Source organism: Achromobacter sp. RT286_PF, assembly GCF_059760425.1.
On the sequence record NZ_JCBAMR010000006.1, the window covers coordinates 1 to 19,214 of the forward strand.

Below are 19,214 nucleotides of genomic sequence, written 5' to 3' on the forward strand. Positions count from 1 at the left end.
GGGATGCGGCACATCCCCGCGCGCCTTGGGCACTGGCCGGGGCTTACTTGCCGCGGTTGATCGTGCCCATGTAGCTGTCATAGCTGCCTTCGGCAACACGGAACCAGGGCAGTTCGTTGTCGCGGAAGTTCTTCATGCTTTCGTAGACCTTCTTGAACACCGGATTCTTGGCGCTCATTTCGTCGTACAGCTTGACCGATTCCGCAAAGCACGCGTCCATGACGGGCTTGGGGAACGATTGCAGCTTGGCGCCCTGGGCGATCAGGCGGCGCAACGCGGCCGGGTTCTCGGCGTCGTACTTGGCGATCATGTCGTTGGTCGCCGCGGCCGATGCCTGCGCCAGGATGGCCTGGTAGTGCTTGGGCAGCTTGTTGTAGGCGTCCTGGTTGACGTACAGCGACACTTGCAGCGTGCCTTCCCACCAGCCCGGGTAGTAGTAGTGCGGGGCCACCTTGTTAAAGCCCAGCTTTTCATCGTCGTAGGGGCCGATCCATTCGGCCGCGTCGATGGTGCCCTTTTCCAGCGCCGGGTAGATGTCGCCGCCGGCGATCTGCTGCGGCACCACGCCCAGGCGCGACAGCACCGCGCCCGCGAACGCGCTGACGCGGAACTTCAGGCCCTTCAGGTCGTCCACCGTCTTGATTTCCTTGCGGAACCAGCCGCCCATCTGCGTACCCGTATAGCCGCAGGGGAAGTTGACGATGTTGTAGGTCTTGAAGACGTCGCGCAGCAGCGACAGGCCGTCGCCGTGGCGCATCCAAGAATTCATCTGGCGGGTGTTCAGGCCGAACGGCACGGCGGCGTCAAAGCTCAGGACCGGGTCCTTGCCGTAGTAGTAGTACGAGGCGCTGTGGCCGCATTCGATCGTGCCGTTTTGCACGCCGTCCAGTACTTGCAGCGCCGGAACAATTTCACCGGCCGGGAACACGCGGATGGAAAACTTGCCGCCCGTGGCTTCCGACACGTACTTGGCGACGCTTTCGCCGCCCGAGAAAATGGCGTCGGCACTGCGGGGGAAGCTGGAGGCCAGGCGCCAGTTCAGCGTGGGGGCTTCCTGCGCGATGGCGGGCACCGCCAGGGTGGCGCCGCCGGCAGCGGCTCCCAAAGTGGCTTTCTTCAAAAACGAACGGCGTTGCATGCAAGTCTCCCAACTTGGATAAAGTTCTTTTCCGGGTCCTGGGGCGAATTGGTGGAGCCCCGTGGGCGCGATCCCATGGGTAACAAATGGTCGCGCTTTTGATTTTGGGTGCGATGCTATGGGAAAAATAAACGCCGTACGTAGCGGGAAAACCCTTGCCGTAAGTTTCGTGAAATTTTTGTGCGTCACGGCACTGGTATGACCAGCACCGCTTTCAGGGCCGCGTCATTGCCTTCTGCACGGGTACGGGGACCGGATCAGATGGCGCGATGCCGGGTTCGACCGGCGAATAAAAACACCGGCTTATATAACCAAAAAATATTTAGCGCACGGCGCATTCCGACGCCCTGCCCTTGCCCTGCCCCCTACCCCCTAACCCTTGCCGGCTTCAGGGTAGGTGCGCGGGTCCGGCCCTTGTTCGGGCCATTGCTGCGGCACGCGGCGCAGCAATGCCGGGTCGTAGCCCAGCTCGCGCACCTTGTCGACCAGGCGCGCATAGTCGGCATCCGGCAAGGTGGGCGTGCGCGCCATGATCCAGACGTAGTCGCGCTTGCTGCGGCCGATGATCGTCTGCTGATAGGCGTCGTCCACATAGGCAATGACGTATTCCGCCTGGATCGGCCAGATGAACTGCATGCCCCACACCGCGTTGCCGGTGCCCGGTTGCACCGTGCCTTCGGGCCGCATCGTTTTCACCTTGGCGTCAAAACCGCCGTGGCGATAGCGGAACGTGGTCTGGATGCCGCCGTCAGGCAGCAAGGCGTAGGTTTCCACCGCGTTGAACGAGGCGCGCTCGGGCCAGGTCGGAATGCCGGCGATGACGTACCAATCGCCCATGAAGCGCGGGATGTCCACCTGCGCCACGGGCGGCATGGGCGTGGGGCTGCCGCAGCCCGTCAAGGCGGCAATCAACGCCAAGTCGGCAACGCGTAAGGTCTTGCGCATGGGCAGTGCCCTCCTTCAGTCTGGCCGCGCAAAGCGGTAGTGGGCCACCATCCAGGCCTGCCCGTTCTGATAGCCGAACAACTCGGCGCACGCCATCCAGAACATGCGCCAGCGGTTGAACCACAGGCGGGCCAGCGGCGCGCCGTACGCCTTTTCCAGCACCGTCAGCACCTGGGCGCGACTGGCGTCCTGGTTGGCCAGCCAGTGGTTCGCGGTGCGCTGGTAGTGGCTGCCGTCAACCAGCCAGCGCGCTTCGATGCGCAGGTCGCCCTGAAACCACAGCAAGGTGTCTGCCGACGGCATGAGGCCGCCCGTGAAGAAATGCCGGCCCATCCAGTTGTCGTCGCCCTCGGTCTCAAACGGGTACATCAGGCTGCGGTGTGCAAACAGGTGCACGAACAGCTTGCCGCCCGGACGCAGCCATGACGCGATCCGCGCCAGCAGCGCCTGGTAATTACGCATGTGCTCGAACATTTCCACGGACACGCAGCGGTCGAAGGTCTGCGGATGCAATTGCAGCGTGTTGACGTCGCAGGTGATGACCTCGACGTTGTCCAGCCCGCGCGCGCGACACTGCGCCTGGATGTGCTGGCGCTGCGAGGCGGAGTTCGACACGGCGGTGATGCGCGCCGTCGGATAGCGTTCGGCCATCCATAGGGTCAACGAGCCCCAGCCGCAACCCAGTTCCAGAATGCGCTGGCCGTCCGCCAGTTCGGCGCGCACGCCATAAAGCTCCAGCATGGCGGCTTCGGCCTGGTCCAGCGTTTCCCGCCCCGTGGCGTAATAGCAGCCGGAATACTTCAATTGACGGCCCAGGCACAGCGTGAAGAATTCAGCGGGCAGTTCGTAGTGCTGGGCGTTGGCGTCGTCGGTGTGTATGGCCACGGGGCTGGCGCGCAGTTCATCGATCAAATGTTGGTAGCGCCGCGCCTGGGCGGCGGGACCCCCGGCGCTTTCGTCGCGCAGGCGTTGTGCGCACAGGCGCCGGATGCCCAGGCGCAAAAGCGCGTCGGGCACCAGGCCGCGTTCAGCCAGCCCCAGCAGGCCGGGCGCGGCCCGGTCGGAAGCCAGGCGCGATTCAGTCAACGTGGCAGCGTTCATGATTATTCCTCTGGCGTCGGGGTGCGGTGATGCGGTGATCCGGCGCAATCGCGCTTCGGAAACCACGGAAACAGCATCGGCGTGGTGCGTTGATACTGGCGATAGTCTTCGCCCCGGCTGCGCAGCGCTTGCGCCTCGGTGTAGGGAATGCCGCTGATCCAGCGCAGGAAGATGTACATGGCGATGGGGCCCACCCACGCCAGCCAGGCCAAGCCGCTGCCCGCCGCCAGCGCCACGTAGCTGAACCAGTGCAACCATTCGAAGAAATAATTGGGATGCCGCGATACGCGCCACAGGCCGGCACGGCAGGTGCGGCCACGGTTGGCGGGGTCTGCGCGAAAGGCGTCCAATTGGCGGTCGGCCACGGTTTCGCCCGCCACCGACACCGCCCACACCAGCACGCCCAGCCAGGCCCAAGGCGTCATGCCGGGCACGGGGTTGGCGGCCACCGCAATGAACGGCAAGGACATGAAGACGACCAGCCCCGCCTGCGCCAGGAAGAACAGCGCGAATTTGCCCTGGCTGCCGTTCCAGTGCTCGCGCAGGGCACGGTAGCGGCCGTCTTCTTCGCCGTGGCGCACGCGCTTCCAGATGTGCAGCGCCAGCCGTCCCGCCCAGACGCCGCCCAACACGGCCAGCAGCACGCGCGGGGTGGCCGCGCCCGGGCCGGTCCAGGCCAGCAGGACGGCGGCCACGGCCATGCCGGATGCCCACATCGCGTCGACGATGCCCGCGTTGTGATGGCGCCGCTGCCACAGCCAGCCGCCGGCCATCAGCAACGCGGCCACGGCGGCCACCATCAGGGCTTGCATGATGGGGGGCATGGCGGAGGTCATGGTGGGCGTCATGTCGGGCGTCATGGCGCCGCCCACCGCGCCGCTGCCGGCGTGGCGCCGGGCCGCGCCAACAGCAGGTGCGACACGCCGATGGCGCGTTCGCGAAAGCCGCCTTCGCAGTAGGCCAGGTAAAACTCCCACAGGCGGATGAAGCGGTCGTCAAAGCCCTGCCCGCGCACCGCGTCCAGGTTGGCCATGAAGCGCTCGCGCCACGCTGCCAGCGTGCGCGCGTAAGACAGGCCAAAGTCCTCCAGATGCACCAGGCTCAGGTCGCTGGCGCGCGTCTTGGCTTGCAGCATCGCCTGGATGGACGGCATGAAGCTGCCGGGAAAGATATGCCGCTTGATGTAGTCCACCGCCTTGAGCGCCTGCGCATAACGGTGGTCTTCGATGGTGATGGCCTGGATCAGCGCCATCCCATCGGGCTTGAGCAGCTGGCCCACCTTGCCGAAATACGTGGGCAGGTAGTCGGCCCCGATCGCCTCGATCATTTCTATGGACACGAGCTTGTCGAACTGGCCGTGCAGGTCGCGATAGTCTTGCAGCAGCACGTCCACGCGGTATTGCAGGCCGGCGCGGCGGATGCGTTCGGTGGCCAGCGCGTGCTGCTCGCGCGAGATCGTCGTGGTGGTGACGCGGCAGCCGTAGTGGCGCGCCGCGTGCAGCGCAAAACCGCCCCACCCCGTGCCGATCTCGACCACATGCTGGCCGGGTTGCAGGTCCAGCTTGCGGCAGATCACATCCAGCTTGCGGGTGGACGCCTGCTCCAGCGTGTCGTCCTCGCCTGCCCACATGGCGGACGAATACATCATGTCTTGCGACAGGAACAGGCCGAAAAAATCGTTGCCCAGATCGTAGTGGGCGGCAATGTTGCGGCGGCTGCCGGCGCGCGTGTTGCGGCGGCACGCGTGCAAGGCCCGCATCGCCACGCCGCCCAACCGCGCCACGCCACGCTCCATGCCGTCAAGCAGGTCGCGGTTGCGCACCAGCAGCCGGATCAGGCCGGTCAGATCGTCGCAGTGCCAATGGCCGTCGCCATAGGACTCGCCCCCGCCCACGCTGCCGTTGGCGGCAATGGCGCGGTAGAAGGCGGGATCTCGCACGCGCAGGCGCAACGGCCGGCCCGCCGTGGCGTCCTGCCCGCCCAGTTCAACGCTGCCCATTGCGTCGTCAATCACCAACCGTCCGCCTTGCAATTGCGCCAGTTGTCCCAGCAAGCGCCGACGCAACAGGCGCTCGGTCAGCGACAGGGGCTGCGCCGCCTGGGGCGCGCACGCCTTGTCCAGCGCCAGGCGTTCGGAGTCAGAGGGAGATCTCATCGGTCTTCTCCTGGTTCGGAGGGTTAAGCGCAGGGGTTTCGGTGGGCGTCGGAATTCCCGGCTGCGCGTGTGGATGCCGTATATACGTAGACCCGGATGCATTGGATTCATCGGGGAAAACCCGTAGCACCGGGTCGGTATGCGACCCATGCGCTACTTGAACGCGCTATGGGTCCGACCGCAGCGGCCCGCCCGACGCATCCAAGACAAAACCCGCCAAGTCGTCCAGCACCGGCGCCCGCCAGCGCAAGGGACGCGCCAGCGCGCCGGCCAGCAGTGCGTGCCCCAGGCCGTCGTAACGCACCAGCGTCACGGGCACATGGGCGGCCTGCAAGGCGGCGGCCAGGCCTTCGGTGTTGCGATGCGGGTCGACCGTGGTGTCCGCCATGCCGACCATCAGCAAGGTGGGCGGCGCGTTGGCCGTGACGTGGGTAATCGGCTGGGAGTCGGGCGGCGTGCCCGGAAAATGGAAGACCGGCTTCAGGCTGGCCGCCACGATCGGCAGGAAGTCATAGGGGCCGGCCATGCCGATCCACCCGCGCAGCATCGACGGTGAGGCGCCCTGACGCTGTAGCCAGCGCGGGTCCAGCGCGATCATGGCGGCGTTGTAGCCCCCCGCGCTGTGGCCCGCCACGAAGACGCGCGCGGGGTCGCCGCCGTAGTCGGCCACGTGGCGCAGCGTCCACGCGACGGCGCGCGCGCAATCGTCCAGGAAGTCGGGATAGGCGGCGTCGGGGTATAGGCGGTAATCGGCGATCACGGCCAGGATGCCGCGCGAGGCCAGCGCGTCGCCTACGAATTTGTAGTCGGCGCGCGAGCCATTGCGCCAACTGCCGCCATAGAAGAAAACCACCACGGGCGGGTTCCGCACCCCGGGTGGCGCGTAGATATCGACGCGCTGGCGCGGGTCGTCGCCATAGGCCACATCGCTGACGATGCGGCTGGCGTTGTCGGGCACCGCCCCGTTAAGCACCGTCAGCGGCGAGCAGGCCGTCAAGCCCAGGATCAGCAAGCCGGCCAGCAGCATCGCCAGCAAAGACGCCACGGGCACGCTACGCATCGCCGCGCGCCCGCGCGATCAGTGAAAAGTGTGGCACCGCCGTCTCCTGTCGCATCGTGGGAAGGGTCTACCCGGCGGGGGCAGCCCGCGGGGTGTCATCCCATATACGAAGCAAACGGCGAAATGGATGCCTAGGGCCGGGTCATCAGTTTTTTCCAGCCTTCCAGGCCCAGCTTTTTCATCGTGTCGATGTTCTTTTCATAGATGTCCGAGGCGTCCGGAAACGACTCCACCGCGCGGTCGATGCTGTCTTCCCGCAGCAGGTGCAGGATGGGGTACGGCGCGCGGTTGGTGTAGTTCTCGATGTCGTCCGGCTGCGTGTCGGCAAACTGGAATTGCGGGTGGAACGTGGCCACCTGCAATTCCCCCACCAGCCGCATGCGCTTGAGCAGGCGGTCAGACAGGTCCTCGAAATCGTTGAAATCCAGGAAGTCGTCCAGCGCGTCGGGAATGATCAACAAGGTGGTGTCGATCTTCTCGGGGTCGGTCTCGGCCAGCAGGGCAAGCTCGTCCTGCAAGTCGGTCAGCACCCCTTCGGCGTCGGTGGCGTCGCTGACGGCAAAGCGGATCTGGTCCTTGACCTGAACCGCCTTGGCGAACGGGCAAAGGTTCAGGCCGATCACGGCCTGATTCAGCCAGTGGCGGGTTTCAGCCACCACGTTGGCATAAGCGTCGGAAGTCGAAATCATGCCGGCATGGCCGCCATGGTTTGCGCAACGGCGGCCGTCAGCTTCTTGCCATAGGGCACGTGCAGGAATTCATTGGGGCCGTGCGCGTTCGACTTGGGACCCAACACGCCGCACACCATGAACTGCGCTTTCGGAAAGCCCTTTTGCAGGATGCTCATCAGCGGAATCGTGCCGCCCTGGCCGATATAGCCGCAAGGCTGGCCGTAGTACTGCTGGGACGCTGCGTCCAGCGCCTGCGTCAGCCAGGGCACGGAAGCCGGTGCGTTCCAGCCGGTGGCGGCGCCTTCGTTGGCCTTGAAGATGACCTTGGCGTTGTAGGGGGCGTCGGCTTCCAGCAGTTCCTTGATTTCCTGCGAGGCGGCCACGGCGTCGATCAGCGGCGGCAGGCGCAGTGACAGCTTGAATGCGGTGCGCGGACGCAGCACGTTGCCGGCGCTGGACAGCGGCGGCAGGCCTTCGGCGCCGGTCACCGACAAGGTCGGGCGCCACGTGCGGTTCAGCAGCGCCTGTTCGGGCTCGGTCGTCATCGGCAGCACAAAGCCGCCTTCGGCGCCGCAGCTCCAGGGGAAACGGCGCCACACTTCGTCGCCCAGAATGCGCGCGGTGGCGGCCACTTGTTCAACGCGTTCGGCGGGAATTTCGCAATGCAGGCTTTGCGGCAGCAGGCGGCCGGTGGCGCTGTCTTCAAGGCGGTCCAGCAGATGGCGCAGGATGCGGAACGACGACGGCACCACGCCGCTGGAATCGCCCGAATGCACGCCTTCGTCCAGCACCTGCACTTCCAGCGTGCCCGACACCATGCCGCGCAGCGAGGTCGTCATCCAGAGCTGGTCGTAGTTGCCCGCGCCCGAATCCAGGCACACCACCAGGGCGACGTTGCCCAGGCGGTCGCGCAGCGCGTCCACGTACGGCAGCAAGTCGTAGCTGCCCGATTCCTCACAGGTTTCCACGATGCCCACGCAGCGCGGGCGCGGAATGCCCTGCTTGTCCAGCGCCATGATGGCGGTCAGCGAGGCGTACACGGCGTAGCCGTCGTCCGCGCCGCCACGGCCATAGAGCTTGCCGTCTTCATACTTGGGGGTCCAGGGGCCCAGGCCCGCGCGCCAGCCCGAAAATTCCGGCTGCTTGTCCAGGTGGCCATACAGCAGCACGGTGTCGCCGTGGTCGCTACGCGTGGCGGGCGCGTCAAAGAAGATGACGGGCGTGCGGCCCGGCAGGCGCACCACTTCCAGCTTCAGGCCGGACACCTTTTGCGCTTCGACCCAGGCGGCGGCATCGCGCACCACGCGTTCGATGAACGCGTTCTTTTCCCAGTCGGCGTCAAACGCCGGGCTCTTGGCCGGGATGGCGATGTAGTCGGTCAGCGCGGGGATGATTTCGTTGTCCCACTTGTCGTCGACAAACGCCTGGAGGGCGTCGGGATCAAGGGTGGGCGGCAGGGCGTCGTCGGGGATACGGGCGTTCATGGCGCGGAATCCTGTAGGGTGCGTGGGGGGCGGGATTGGGGTAATCCGGTATTTTATGCCCGCGGCCGCCATCGCGGGGAGCGGGCGCGGCGTCGGCGGCTTCGGCTCGCTGTCATGTGTGGGAGCCCCCACCCCGCCCCGCCCCACACAATTGCGTCATCGAGCCGCGTACGCTTCGATACGCCCCCACACATCGCGCGCCAGGGGTTTGGCGTTGTCTACCGATTGATAAATCCGGATTTCCATATGGATATCATTGCGGGCGCTATCGGCGCGCACCAGGGTGCCTGCGCGCAGATCCGATTCGATCAATGTGTGCGGCAGCCAGGCCAGCCCGAACCCTTGGCGCGCCATGGCGTGTAGCGCGTCGGCCAGGTCCGATTCGTACATCGTCTGCAACTGCCCGATCAGGCACAAGCCGCGCAGCCGATCGTCCAGGATGCGCCCCAGCGACATGCTGTCGGCATAGGCCAAAAAAGGCACGGGCGGATCGGACGGCAGCTTGGGCACGGCGTAGCGCGGATGCCGCCCGCCCGCCGCCACCGGGGCGCTGACAGCCACCAGCTTGTCGGCGCCCACGCGGCGCCAGCGGTAGCCGGGGTTGTCGATCTTTGCATACAGCGGCTCGTGCGCATGGCACAGCAGAAAGTCCACTTCGCCATCGGCCAGCATGTCCACGCCGTAGTTCAGCGTGGTGGTGACCACCTTGAGCTGAAACGGCGCCATGCCCTGCTGCACGCGCGCCATCACGCCGGGCAGCACCGAATGCGCCAGCGTCTTGCCCGAGGCGATGGTGATTTTCCGATTGCGTTCCTGCTCGGGCTTTTGCAGGGCCTGGCGCGTGTCGCGCAGGATATCCAGCACATCGATCGCCGCCGCCAGCATGCTGCGCCCTGCCGCGTTCAGCGTCGACACCTGATGGCCGCGTTCCACCAGCGGCACGCCCGCCCATTCCTCCAGCGCCTTGATGCGGCGCCCGAACGCCGGGTGCGTCACGCTGCGCGCCTCGGCCGCCTGGAACATATTGCGCGACTTCGACAGCGCGACGAAGTCCTCCAGCCATTTCGTGTCCATCGGTATTGCTCCGTCCCAGCCCTGGTTCATCTGTGCCGATTCGGCACAGGCATTGCGCATTTTGCACAAGGCAGAAACATCTGGCAACTAACATCCCGGCATCGACTTCTGGAAAACCCTGATGCCCGACTCCCCCGTGTTGCTCAAGTCCATCCGCAGCCATTTCGTGGGCGGTGCCGAGGCCGTGGCCGGCGGCGTGCCCATGCAGCAAATGCAGGTCGTTGACAACGCGCCCCGCCTGATCGACATGAACGGCGGCTACCCCGTCGGCCAGTTGTACGTGCAGGAATACCGGCTGGCACAACCGCGCCACCCCTACCCCGTGCTGCTTTGGCACGGCGGCGGCATGACGGGCGCGCAATGGGAAAGCACGCCGGACGGACGCCAGGGCTGGCTGTGGCGGCTGCTGCAATCGGGCTATGACGTGTTTGTGTCCGACGCGCCCGAACGCGGCCGCGCGTCCTGGGCCATGTACCCGCAGGTGTACGACAGCGCGCCCATCTTCCGCTCCAAGGAAGAGGCGTGGCGCCTGTTTCGCATCGGCTCGGAAGCCGGCTATGCACCGGCCGGCCAGCCGCGCCGCGCTTATCCCGCGCAGCAATTCCCGGTAGAGGCCTTCGACACGTTCGCCAAGCAGTTCGTGCCGCGCTGGCTGACGCATGGCGAGATGGCGCTGGACGCCTACCGCGCCCTGCTCGACCTTACCGGCCCGTGCATCGTGGTCGGACACAGCCAGGGCGGCGGCTACGCCACGCTGTTGGCCCAGGAATACGCCAGCACGGTACGCGCCGTGGTGGCGCTGGAACCCACCGGCACGCCCGCCGCCGCCGCCCCCGGCCTGCCCCCGCAATTGCTGGTGTGGGGCGACCACTTTGGCGCCGACGACACCTGGCAGCGCTACCGCGCGCAAACCGATGCGTACTGGGCGGCGCTGCGCGCGGCCGGCCAGCGCGCCGACGTGCTGGACCTGCCCGCCACCGGCATCGCCGGCAATTCCCATTTCTGCATGCTGGACCGCAATAGCGACCAGATCGCCGAATTGATCGTCGATTGGCTCGCCCGCAGCCTCGACTAACCTTCGCCTGGAGACACTGATGACTTTCAAGAAAACCACCATCGCGCTGGCACTGCTGACCGGCGCCACGCTGGCCGCCGGCGCCGCGTCGGCCCAGCAAGCCGCCTACCCCGCCAAGCCTGTGCGCCTGATCGTGCCGTTTGCACCGGGCGGCACCGCCGACATCATCGGCCGCGTGTTCGCCGCGCAGCTGGGCACCGAGCTGGGCGCCACCGTGGTCGTTGAAAACAAGGCCGGCGCGGGCGGTTCGATCGGCACGCGCTTCGTGGCGGACTCCGCGCCCGACGGCTACATCCTGCTGCTGGCTTCGTCCAGCACGCACGGCACCAACCCGGCCGTGTACAAGTCGCTGACGTATGACCCCGTGCAGGACTTCACCGCCATCACGCAGCTGGTGACGGTGCCGGGCGTGCTGAGCGTGACCAAGGACTTTCCCGCCACCGACCTGAACGCGCTGATCGCCGCGTCCAAGGCCAACCCCGACAAGTACACCTACGCCTCGTCCGGCGCGGGCGGGCTGGGCAACCTGGCCATGGAGCTGATGAAGTCGATGACGGGCGCCAAGCTGATGCACATCGCCTACCGTGGCGCGGGCCCGGCGTTCACCGACGTGATCAGCGGCCAGGTGTCGATGATCTGGGAACCGGTGCCGGCGTCGCTGCCGTACATCAAGGGCGGCCAGATCCGGCCCATCGCCATCGCGGCCGACGCGCGTTCGCCCGAACTGCCCGACACGCCCACCTTCAAGGAAGCCGGCCTGCCGCGCTACGAAGCCAACGCCTGGAACGGTTTGCTGGCGCCCAAGGGGTTGCCGGATGACGTGAAGAAGGCGCTGCACGACGCGTCGGTCAAGGCCCTGAACACGCCGGAAGTGAAGGCCAAGCTGGCCAGCCTGGGCGGCACGGTGGTGGCCGGTTCGTCGGACGCATTCCAGCAAGTGATCGCCAGCGACGTGAAGAAGTGGAAGAACGTCGCCGCCGACGCCAATATTCAGCTGGACCAGTAAGACGGAAATGAGAAAAGCGCCCCGAGGGGCGCTTTTTTTTTTGGCCGACGGCGGTGTCGCGGTCGGCCGTGGGCAGGCTGGGAAAGGCTGGGTTGCGGTTCCCCGGTCGGGGGCCCGGCTAAGACGCCCCGGCTCGCCAGGACGAAAGCGCCCCGGCTATGGCATCCCGGCTATGGCGCCGCGGGCTTGGCGCCCCCGGCTCGGCGCCCCCGGCTCGGCGCTCCCGGCTACGCGCCCCGAGCTCGGCGCCCCCAGCTAGGCGCCCCAGCTAGGCGCCCCCCAGCAATAGCCACCCCGGCTCAGGCACCCAGCAGCGCCGGTTCGCCATTGCGGCCCAAGGCAGCGGCGTCGGCATCGATCACCTGTCCGCCGGCTTGCAGCTTGAACACCGCCACCGCTTCACGCAGCCGTTGCGCCTGGGCTTCCAGCGATGCGGCGGATGCGGCCGCCTGCTCGACCAGCGCGGCGTTTTGCTGCGTCACGCTGTCCATCTGCGACACCGCCTGGTTCACCTGCTGAATGCCTTGCGACTGCTCTTCCGACGCGCTGGAGATTTCGTTGATGATGTCCGTCACGCGGCGCACCGACGTCACGATCTCCTGCATGGTGGCGCCCGCGGCTTCCACCTGGTCCGAACCGATCGACACCTTTTGCACCGACTCGTCGATCAAGCCCTTGATTTCCTTGGCCGCCTGGCCGCTGCGCTGCGCCAAGGCGCGCACTTCGCTGGCCACCACCGCAAAGCCCTTGCCCTGCTCGCCCGCGCGCGCCGCTTCCACCGCCGCGTTCAGCGCCAGGATGTTGGTCTGGAAGGCGATGCCGTCGATCACGCCCACGATATCGGCGATGCGCTTGGAGCTATCCGCAATGCCGCGCATCGTGCCCACCACGTCGCCCACGGCCTTGCCGCCGCGCGTGGCCACTTCCGAAGCCGCCGACGCCAATTGCGAAGCGCTGCGCGAGCTGTCGGCATTGTTCTTCACCGTGGACGACAACTCGTCCATGCTGGCGGCCGTTTCTTCCAGCGACGCGGCCTGCTGCTCGGTGCGGGACGACAGGTCGATGTTGCCCGCCGCGATCTCGCGCGACCCGGTGTGGATTTCTTCCACGCCCAGGCGCACGGCCGACACGGTGCGCGACAAGCTGTCCTGCATGCGCTTGACGGCGGCATACAGCACGCCGATTTCGTTATTGCCACGCTGCTCGATGCGGTTGCTGAGGTCGCCGCCGGCAATGCGGTCAAACAAGCGGCCGGCCTCGTGCAGCGGACGGAACACCGAACGCGCAAAGATCGCGTACAGGCTGACCACCAACACCGCCACCACCACCAGCAAACAGATCAGCACGACGATCGCGCCGTTGATGCGCGTGGATGCCTCGCGCGCCACACGCTGGCCCACGTCGTCGGCGTAATCCACGTACTTCTGGATGGCCTGCGTGAACAGGATGCCCAGCGGCGTGACCTTTTCCAGGTTCAGGCGGCTGGCGTCCTGCGGCTTGCCCGCGCGAATGGCCGCCACCATCGGCGCAATGGCGTCGCGCACATAGACGTCGTAGGCGGCCAGCGCGCCGTCGAACAACGGCTTACCCACTTCCGTGGTTTCTGGAAGCTTGCGCGCGGCGTCGATCAAATCAGACGCCTTCTTGGTATAGCCATCCAGGCGCTGCATGCTGGCCATGTTGTCGATGGACTTGCCTTCCAGCAGCGCGCTCTGCGCGGCCAGCAGCACCAGGCGGGCGCGCAGCAGTTCGGCGCCCGCGCCATCCACCGCGTTGGCGCGGACCAGGTTGGTGTCCAGCAGCACTTCGATCGAGGTGCGGTTGGAGGTCAATTGTTGATAGACGGCCACGCCGGTCAATAGGAAAAGCGCGAAAAAGACGCCCAAGGCGGTCGTCAGGATTGCGCGAATACTTAGGTTCTTGAACATGAAAAGCCACTCCGGGTTGCATTACGCTCTACGGGTTTACGGCAGGTTGCAACGAAAAGTTAAATATCTCATTACGTTACAAAAGATTGTCAGCGAGCGATGCCTCGCAAGCCCCAATCGGCCTGCAAGCCGCGCCAGTGTTGAATCCGCATGCGCTGGACACGGCTGCGGCACCCTGCCCTTGCTTGCTACCTTGACAGCTAATGAACTACGGTCGGTCAGCACTTTGGATGAGTAGCCGGGGACCTTTCAGCAAGCTCGACTGAGCAATAGGGGGGCATCAACATGAAGTTGCAGCAGGTATTCGATTTTCTTGCCGTCACGCAACATGGCAGCGTGCACGCGGCAGCCCGCGCCACCGGACAAACCCAACCGGCAATGACCAAGTCCCTGCGGCGTCTTGAACGCACGCTGGGCTTGTCGTTATTCGACCGGCACGCCAAGGGGATGCGGCCCAACGACTACGGCAAGCGCTTCTTGCCGCACGCGCAATACCTGGTTCACGAAACCAAGCGCGCCCGCGACACCATGGCGCAAATGCGGGGCGAACGGCTGGGTACCGTTCAATACGGCATTTCGGCGGCGGCCTCGGTGCTGCTGGCGCCCACGGCGATTCAGCGCTTTCGGCAGCGCTACCCCGAGGTTGAACTGCACTGCCGCAGCGGCCTTTACCATTCCCTGATGCCGCTGCTGCGCGATGGGCAACTGGATTTCGCCATCTGCCCCGTCAACACGGACCAGGCCGACCCGAACCTGACCGCGCGCGCCTTGCTGACCTGCCCCTTGGTGGTCGCGGCGCGCCGCAACCACCCTTTGCGGCAAGCCCAGGCGTTGCAGGAACTGCGCGACGTGGTGTTCGCGGTGGCGGGGCCGCCCGGCCAGCCCGGCGCGTCGGTGTACGACGTGTTCTTGCAGGCCGGCCTGGGCACGCCGCGCGTGGACATGCACACGGACGGGGTGATCGACACGGCGGCACTGGTGGCCAACAGCGACCGCATGGCGTTGCTGCCGACCACGTTGATCGCCACCGGGATGCTGCGCGAACAACTGGACATCGTGCCCATCACCGACCCGCTGCCCGACTACGTGATCGGGCTGCTGCAACGCACATCGCAGCCGTTGACACCCGCGGCGGAAGAGCTGGCCAGCCAGTTCGAGCGCGAGGCGGGAACGCTGCGGGCGGCTGCCAGTTAAGCGTCACAGCGGACGCAGTGACAACAAAAAGGACGGGCAACGCCCGTCCGGCAACAACAAAAAAAGGACGGGCCGTGGCCCGTCCTTTTTGTCATACGGCGGCGGCATTGCCGCCCCCGAGCTTACTTCAGCCAGACGCGCGCATTGCGGAAGATGCGCATCCACGGGCTGTACGTGCCGCCCTGGTCGGCGCTGCCCCATTTCTCGGGCGCCCACGACATCATGACGTTGCGGGTCACGCGTTCCGGGTGCGGCATCATCACCGTGAAGCGGCCATCGGCGGTGGTGACGGAAGTCAGGCCGCCCGGGCTGCCGTTCGGGTTGAACGGGTAGGCTTCGGTGGCCAGTCCACGGTTGTCGATGTAGCGTGCGGCGGTCAGCACGCGGCCGGCATCGCCCTGCTGGGAAAAGTCGGCAAAGCCTTCGCCGTGCGCGACCGCGACCGGGATGCGGGCGCCTTCCATGCCGGCAAAGAAGATGGACGGCGACTTGGCCAGTTCCACCATCGACAGGCGTGCTTCGTACTTTTCCGACTGGTTGCGCGTGAAGCGCGGCCAGTGCTCGGCGCCCGGAATCATCGGAGCCAACGCCGCCATCATCTGGCAGCCGTTGCACACGCCCAGCGCAAACGTATCCGGACGCGCGAAGTACGCGGCGAACTGATCCGACAACTGGCTGTTGAAGCGGATGGTGCGCGCCCAGCCTTCGCCGGCGCCCAGCACGTCGCCGTAGCTGAAACCGCCTACGGCCACCAGGCCCTGCATCTGCGCCAGGTCCACGCGGCCGGCCAAGAGGTCGGTCATGTGGACGTCGATGGCTTCGAAGCCCGAAGTGTCGAACGCCCAGGCCATTTCCACCTGGCTGTTGCAACCCTGCTCGCGCAGGATGGCCACGCGCGGACGCTTGCCGGTGTTGATGAACGGCGCGGCGATGTCTTCTTGCGGGTCGAACGACACGTTCGGGCTCATGCCCGGGTCGGTCGTATCGTTCCAGACGTCCAGTTCGGCTTGCGCGCAAGCCGGGTTGTCGCGGCGGGCCATGATGCGGTAGGACACTTCGCTCCAGGCGCGGCCGAGTTCAGCGCGCGGCTGGCCCCAGACCTTCTTGCCATCGCGGTAGAACTCGACTTCGTCGGCGCCGTTCAGGCCGCCGATGACGTGCGAGTGAGCCGACAGGCCCGCGCCGCGCAGCACTTGCATGACCGCGTCGCGTTGCGCGGCGGGCACCTGGATGACGGCGCCGGCTTCTTCCGAGAACAGCGCCTTCAGCGTCAGTTCTTCGCGCTGCACCTTCACCTGGTCCGGGCGGATCTTGTAGTCGCCCCAGTCCGCCGATTGCGGATCGAACGTCAGCATGTCCAGGTTCACGGAAATACCGGTGCGGCCGGCGAAGGCCATTTCGGTCAACGTGGCGAACAGGCCGCCGTCGGAACGGTCGTGGTAGGCCAGGATGGTGCCGGCTTCGGCCAGCGTGCGGATGGTGATGAAGAACGCGCGCAGGTCTTGCGGCGCGTCGATGTCCGGCACGGTTTCGCCGATCTGGTTGTACGTCTGCGCCAGGATCGAGCCACCCATGCGGTGACGGCCACGGCCCAGGTCGATCAAAATCAGCACGCTGTCGCCCGCGTCGGTACGCAGTTGCGGGGTCAGGCTGGCGCGCACGTCGGCCACCGGCGCAAACGCCGTCACCACCAGCGACACGGGCGCGACCACCTGGCGCTGCTCGCCGTCCTGTTCCCAGGACGTTTTCATGGACAGGGAATCCTTGCCCACGGGGATGGACAGGCCGGTGGCCTGGCACAGTTCGCTGACGGCGGACACGGTGTCATACAGCGCGGCGTCCTGGCCATCGACGCCGCAAGCGGCCATCCAGTTGGCGGACAGCTTGATGTCTTCCAGGCGCGCCACGTCGGCGGCAGCCAGGTTGGTCAGCGCTTCGGCCACGGCCATGCGGCCGGACGCCGGGGCGTCAAGCATGGCGATGGGGGTGCGTTCGCCCATCGACATGGCTTCGCCACGGAAACCTTCGTAATCGGCCAGCGTCACGGCGCAGTCCGCCACCGGCACCTGCCACGGGCCAACCATCTGGTCGCGGCTGGACAGCCCGCCCACGGTGCGGTCGCCGATGGTGATCAGGAAGGACTTGTTGGCAACGGTGGGGTGACGCAGCACGCGGTAGGCCGCTTCCGTCAGGTCGATGCCGGCCAGGTCCAGCGGCGCGGACACGCCCGGCAGGCGGCGCACGTCGCGCGTCATGCGCGGCGGCTTGCCCAGGATGACGTCGATCGGCACGTCCACGGGGCGCACTTCGGCCTCGCCTTGCGGGCGGATCGTGTCCAGGCCGGGCAGGCCCTCGCCGTCCACCACGCGCAGCTGGCGCTCTTCAGTGGCCACGCCCACCACCGCATACGGGCAACGTTCGCGGCGGGCGATGGCGTCAAAGCGTTCCAGGTCTTTCGGCAGAATCGACAGGACGTAGCGTTCCTGCGATTCGTTGCTCCAGACTTCAGCGGGCGACAGGCCCGATTCTTCCAGCGGCACGCGCTTCAAGTCGAAGATGGCGCCACGGCCGGCGTCGTTGACCAATTCCGGGAAGGCATTGGACAAGCCGCCCGCGCCCACGTCGTGGATGGCGATGATGGGGTTGTTCTCGGCCTGCTGCCAGCAGCGGTCGATGACTTCTTGCGCGCGGCGTTCGATTTCCGGGTTGCCGCGCTGGACGGAATCAAAGTCCAGTTCGGCGGAGTTGCTGCCCATGCTGATGCTGGAGGCGGCGCCGCCGCCCATGCCGATACGGAAGCCCGGGCCGCCCAGCTGGATCAGCAGCGCGCCGGGGGGAATCACGTCTTTGTGGGTCAGGCCGGCGTCGATGCTGCCCAGGCCGCCCGCGATCATGATGGGCTTGTGATAGCCCCAGCGCGTGCCGCCTGCCGTCTGCTCGAACGAGCGGAAGTAGCCCAAGAGGTTGGGACGGCCGAATTCGTTGTTGAACGCCGCGCCGCCGATGGGGCCGTCGATCATGATGGACAAGGGCGAGGCGATGCGCTCGGGCAGGCCGTGGTGGTCGGCTTCCCAGGGTTGCAGCGCGTCGTCGAAACGCAGGTGCGACACGGTAAAACCAGTCAGGCCGGCCTTGGGCTTGGAGCCCCGGCCGGTGGCGCCTTCGTCGCGGATTTCGCCGCCCGCGCCGGTGGATGCGCCCGGGAACGGGGCAATCGCGGTCGGGTGGTTGTGCGTTTCCACCTTCATCAAGGTGTGCACGGTGGTGTCGCGGCGGATGTACCTGGCGCCGTCAGCGCCCTGCCCCGTGACGCCGGGCACGCCGGCCTGGAAGCGCTGCGCGGGGCCGCCTTCCATGATGGCGGCGTTGTCCGAATACGCCACGACCGTGCCTTCCGGCTGCGCCTTGTGGGTGGCGCGGATCATGCCGAACAGCGTGTTCGGTTGCGATTGGCCGTCGATGACCCATTCGGCGTTGAAGATCTTGTGGCGGCAGTGTTCGCTGTTGGCCTGCGCGAACATCATCAGTTCCACGTCGGTGGGGTCGCGCCCCAGGTCGGTGAAGGACTTGGCCAGATATTCGATTTCGTCTTCCGACAGGGCCAGGCCCAAGGACACGTTGGCTTCGGCCAGCGCCTTGACGCCATCGGCCTGCACGCCAACCGTGCGCATCGGCTTGCCGGCCAGCGTCTGGAACAGCGCCTGGCCGTCGAAGTTGGCGTCGACCACGGTTTCGGTCATGCGGTCGTGCAGGCAGTCGGCCGCGCGCGCCAGCATGGCGTCGTCAAACGACTTGGTGCCAAGCAGGCCGCGTTCGGGGGTGATGACATAGCGCACGCCGCGCTCGATGCGGTGCACCGACGACAGGCCGCAATTGTGGGCGATGTCGGTGGCCTTGCTGGCCCACGGGGAAATGGTGCCCAGGCGCGGAATGACCAGCAGCGACAGGCTCTTGGCCGGGGCGTCGGCTGTGCTGGGGGTGCCGTAATCCAGCAGTTGGGTCAGGTGTTGCTGCTGTTCGGCCGTCAAGGCGGCGTCGGTGCTGACGAAGTGCTCGTAGCGAGCGGAGATGTCGGCCACCGGCAGGCCGGCTTCCTTCAATTGCGCCAACAGGCGATCGCGACGAAAGGAGGACAGGACGGAGGAACCAGGCAGATGCTGAACTAGGGACACGATGCGGGCGCCGTATAAGGATGGGTGCAAAAAGTGATTTTACCTGTTTAGGGGGTTTTCCCGGAGCTGTTGTTCAAGAAGCTTGCCAAGCGGCCATTTCGGCCGATGTTACAAAAGAATTCCAACGCCGCCGCACAAAAATGGTGCACGGCAATATCGCGGTAAAGCCTTGGTGTCATCGCGCGCTGTCGCTGGCGACACGCGCCGCGCG

The 19,214-nt window shown here is 66.3% G+C and carries 14 protein-coding genes; 3 read left to right on the forward strand and 11 right to left on the reverse strand.

The features are described from left to right. Positions 1 to 43: 43 nt before the first annotated feature. From AC6LJY_RS07225 to AC6LJY_RS07265, 9 genes are all read right to left on the reverse strand, one after another. Positions 44 to 1,138: a TRAP transporter substrate-binding protein gene (locus tag AC6LJY_RS07225; protein WP_046806934.1), complete on the reverse strand. Its 1,095-nt coding sequence runs from the start codon at positions 1,136 to 1,138 to the stop codon at positions 44 to 46. Between the two features lie 372 nt (positions 1,139 to 1,510). Beyond that, positions 1,511 to 2,083 carry a lipocalin family protein gene (locus AC6LJY_RS07230; RefSeq protein ID WP_498135632.1) on the reverse strand — a complete coding sequence of 191 codons (573 nt, stop codon included), beginning with the start codon at positions 2,081 to 2,083 and terminating at the stop codon, positions 1,511 to 1,513. 15 nt (positions 2,084 to 2,098) lie between these two features. After that, the gene (locus AC6LJY_RS07235; RefSeq protein WP_314355709.1) at positions 2,099 to 3,184 is read right to left on the reverse strand and encodes a class I SAM-dependent methyltransferase; all 1,086 of its coding nucleotides are present in this window, start codon (positions 3,182 to 3,184) and stop codon (positions 2,099 to 2,101) included. 2 nt (positions 3,185 to 3,186) lie between these two features. Continuing rightward, positions 3,187 to 4,044 (reverse strand): DUF1295 domain-containing protein, encoded by an 858-nt coding sequence (locus tag AC6LJY_RS07240; protein WP_498135633.1) that lies wholly within the window; start codon positions 4,042 to 4,044, stop codon positions 3,187 to 3,189. Next, positions 4,041 to 5,339 (reverse strand): SAM-dependent methyltransferase, encoded by a 1,299-nt coding sequence (locus tag AC6LJY_RS07245; protein ID WP_104145089.1) that lies wholly within the window; start codon positions 5,337 to 5,339, stop codon positions 4,041 to 4,043. The genes AC6LJY_RS07240 and AC6LJY_RS07245 overlap by 4 nt, the downstream gene beginning before the upstream one ends. 166 nt (positions 5,340 to 5,505) lie before the next feature. Next, entirely contained in the window at positions 5,506 to 6,399 is an 894-nt protein-coding gene (locus AC6LJY_RS07250) for an alpha/beta hydrolase (RefSeq protein WP_498135634.1), read from the reverse strand. Positions 6,400 to 6,530: 131 nt separating this feature from the next. Next, a complete protein-coding gene (locus tag AC6LJY_RS07255) occupies positions 6,531 to 7,088 on the reverse strand; it encodes a DUF1415 domain-containing protein (RefSeq protein WP_104145087.1) in 558 nt (185 codons plus the stop codon). Then, positions 7,085 to 8,554, reverse strand: a complete 1,470-nt coding sequence (locus AC6LJY_RS07260; RefSeq protein WP_498135635.1) for a M20 family metallopeptidase — start codon at positions 8,552 to 8,554, stop codon at positions 7,085 to 7,087. The genes AC6LJY_RS07255 and AC6LJY_RS07260 overlap by 4 nt, the downstream gene beginning before the upstream one ends. A gap of 156 nt (positions 8,555 to 8,710) precedes the next feature. Then, positions 8,711 to 9,628, reverse strand: coding sequence for a LysR family transcriptional regulator (locus AC6LJY_RS07265; RefSeq protein WP_104145086.1), 918 nt, complete (start codon positions 9,626 to 9,628; stop codon positions 8,711 to 8,713). 121 nt (positions 9,629 to 9,749) lie between these two features. On the opposite strand from AC6LJY_RS07265, the gene AC6LJY_RS07270 reads away from it, so the two are divergent. Beyond that, complete coding sequence (locus tag AC6LJY_RS07270) at positions 9,750 to 10,703, forward strand: alpha/beta hydrolase (RefSeq protein WP_046806940.1); 954 nt, start codon at positions 9,750 to 9,752, stop codon at positions 10,701 to 10,703. Positions 10,704 to 10,722: 19 nt separating this feature from the next. Next, complete coding sequence (locus tag AC6LJY_RS07275) at positions 10,723 to 11,709, forward strand: Bug family tripartite tricarboxylate transporter substrate binding protein (RefSeq protein WP_120156110.1); 987 nt, start codon at positions 10,723 to 10,725, stop codon at positions 11,707 to 11,709. A gap of 299 nt (positions 11,710 to 12,008) precedes the next feature. On the opposite strand, the gene AC6LJY_RS07280 is transcribed toward AC6LJY_RS07275, so the two are convergent. Beyond that, positions 12,009 to 13,637, reverse strand: coding sequence for a methyl-accepting chemotaxis protein (locus AC6LJY_RS07280; RefSeq protein ID WP_046806942.1), 1,629 nt, complete (start codon positions 13,635 to 13,637; stop codon positions 12,009 to 12,011). 285 nt (positions 13,638 to 13,922) lie between these two features. Between AC6LJY_RS07280 and AC6LJY_RS07285 the strand changes: the two genes are divergently transcribed. Continuing rightward, a complete protein-coding gene (locus AC6LJY_RS07285) occupies positions 13,923 to 14,831 on the forward strand; it encodes a LysR substrate-binding domain-containing protein (RefSeq protein ID WP_046806943.1) in 909 nt (302 codons plus the stop codon). Between the two features lie 122 nt (positions 14,832 to 14,953). Here the strand turns inward: AC6LJY_RS07285 and purL are convergent, their stop codons facing one another. Further along, on the reverse strand, positions 14,954 to 19,003 hold the full coding sequence (gene purL, locus AC6LJY_RS07290) for a phosphoribosylformylglycinamidine synthase (RefSeq protein ID WP_219990364.1): 4,050 nt from the start codon (positions 19,001 to 19,003) through the stop codon (positions 14,954 to 14,956). Positions 19,004 to 19,214 lie beyond the last annotated feature (211 nt).

Excerpts from the sequence above, each read along its gene's own strand:
- AC6LJY_RS07285 (WP_046806943.1), top strand. The coding sequence starts at position 13,923 with ATGAAGTTGCAGCAGGTATTCGATTTTCTTGCCGTCACGCAACATGGC.
- AC6LJY_RS07250 (WP_498135634.1), bottom strand. The coding sequence starts at position 6,399 with ATGCGTAGCGTGCCCGTGGCGTCTTTGCTGGCGATGCTGCTGGCCGGC.
- AC6LJY_RS07245 (WP_104145089.1), bottom strand. The coding sequence starts at position 5,339 with ATGAGATCTCCCTCTGACTCCGAACGCCTGGCGCTGGACAAGGCGTGC.
- AC6LJY_RS07240 (WP_498135633.1), bottom strand. The coding sequence starts at position 4,044 with ATGACGCCCGACATGACGCCCACCATGACCTCCGCCATGCCCCCCATC.
- AC6LJY_RS07270 (WP_046806940.1), top strand. The coding sequence starts at position 9,750 with ATGCCCGACTCCCCCGTGTTGCTCAAGTCCATCCGCAGCCATTTCGTG.
- AC6LJY_RS07255 (WP_104145087.1), bottom strand. The coding sequence starts at position 7,088 with ATGATTTCGACTTCCGACGCTTATGCCAACGTGGTGGCTGAAACCCGC.
- AC6LJY_RS07235 (WP_314355709.1), bottom strand. The coding sequence starts at position 3,184 with ATGAACGCTGCCACGTTGACTGAATCGCGCCTGGCTTCCGACCGGGCC.
- AC6LJY_RS07260 (WP_498135635.1), bottom strand. The coding sequence starts at position 8,554 with ATGAACGCCCGTATCCCCGACGACGCCCTGCCGCCCACCCTTGATCCC.
- AC6LJY_RS07225 (WP_046806934.1), bottom strand. The coding sequence starts at position 1,138 with ATGCAACGCCGTTCGTTTTTGAAGAAAGCCACTTTGGGAGCCGCTGCC.
- AC6LJY_RS07275 (WP_120156110.1), top strand. The coding sequence starts at position 10,723 with ATGACTTTCAAGAAAACCACCATCGCGCTGGCACTGCTGACCGGCGCC.
- AC6LJY_RS07265 (WP_104145086.1), bottom strand. The coding sequence starts at position 9,628 with ATGGACACGAAATGGCTGGAGGACTTCGTCGCGCTGTCGAAGTCGCGC.
- AC6LJY_RS07230 (WP_498135632.1), bottom strand. The coding sequence starts at position 2,083 with ATGCGCAAGACCTTACGCGTTGCCGACTTGGCGTTGATTGCCGCCTTG.
- AC6LJY_RS07280 (WP_046806942.1), bottom strand. The coding sequence starts at position 13,637 with ATGTTCAAGAACCTAAGTATTCGCGCAATCCTGACGACCGCCTTGGGC.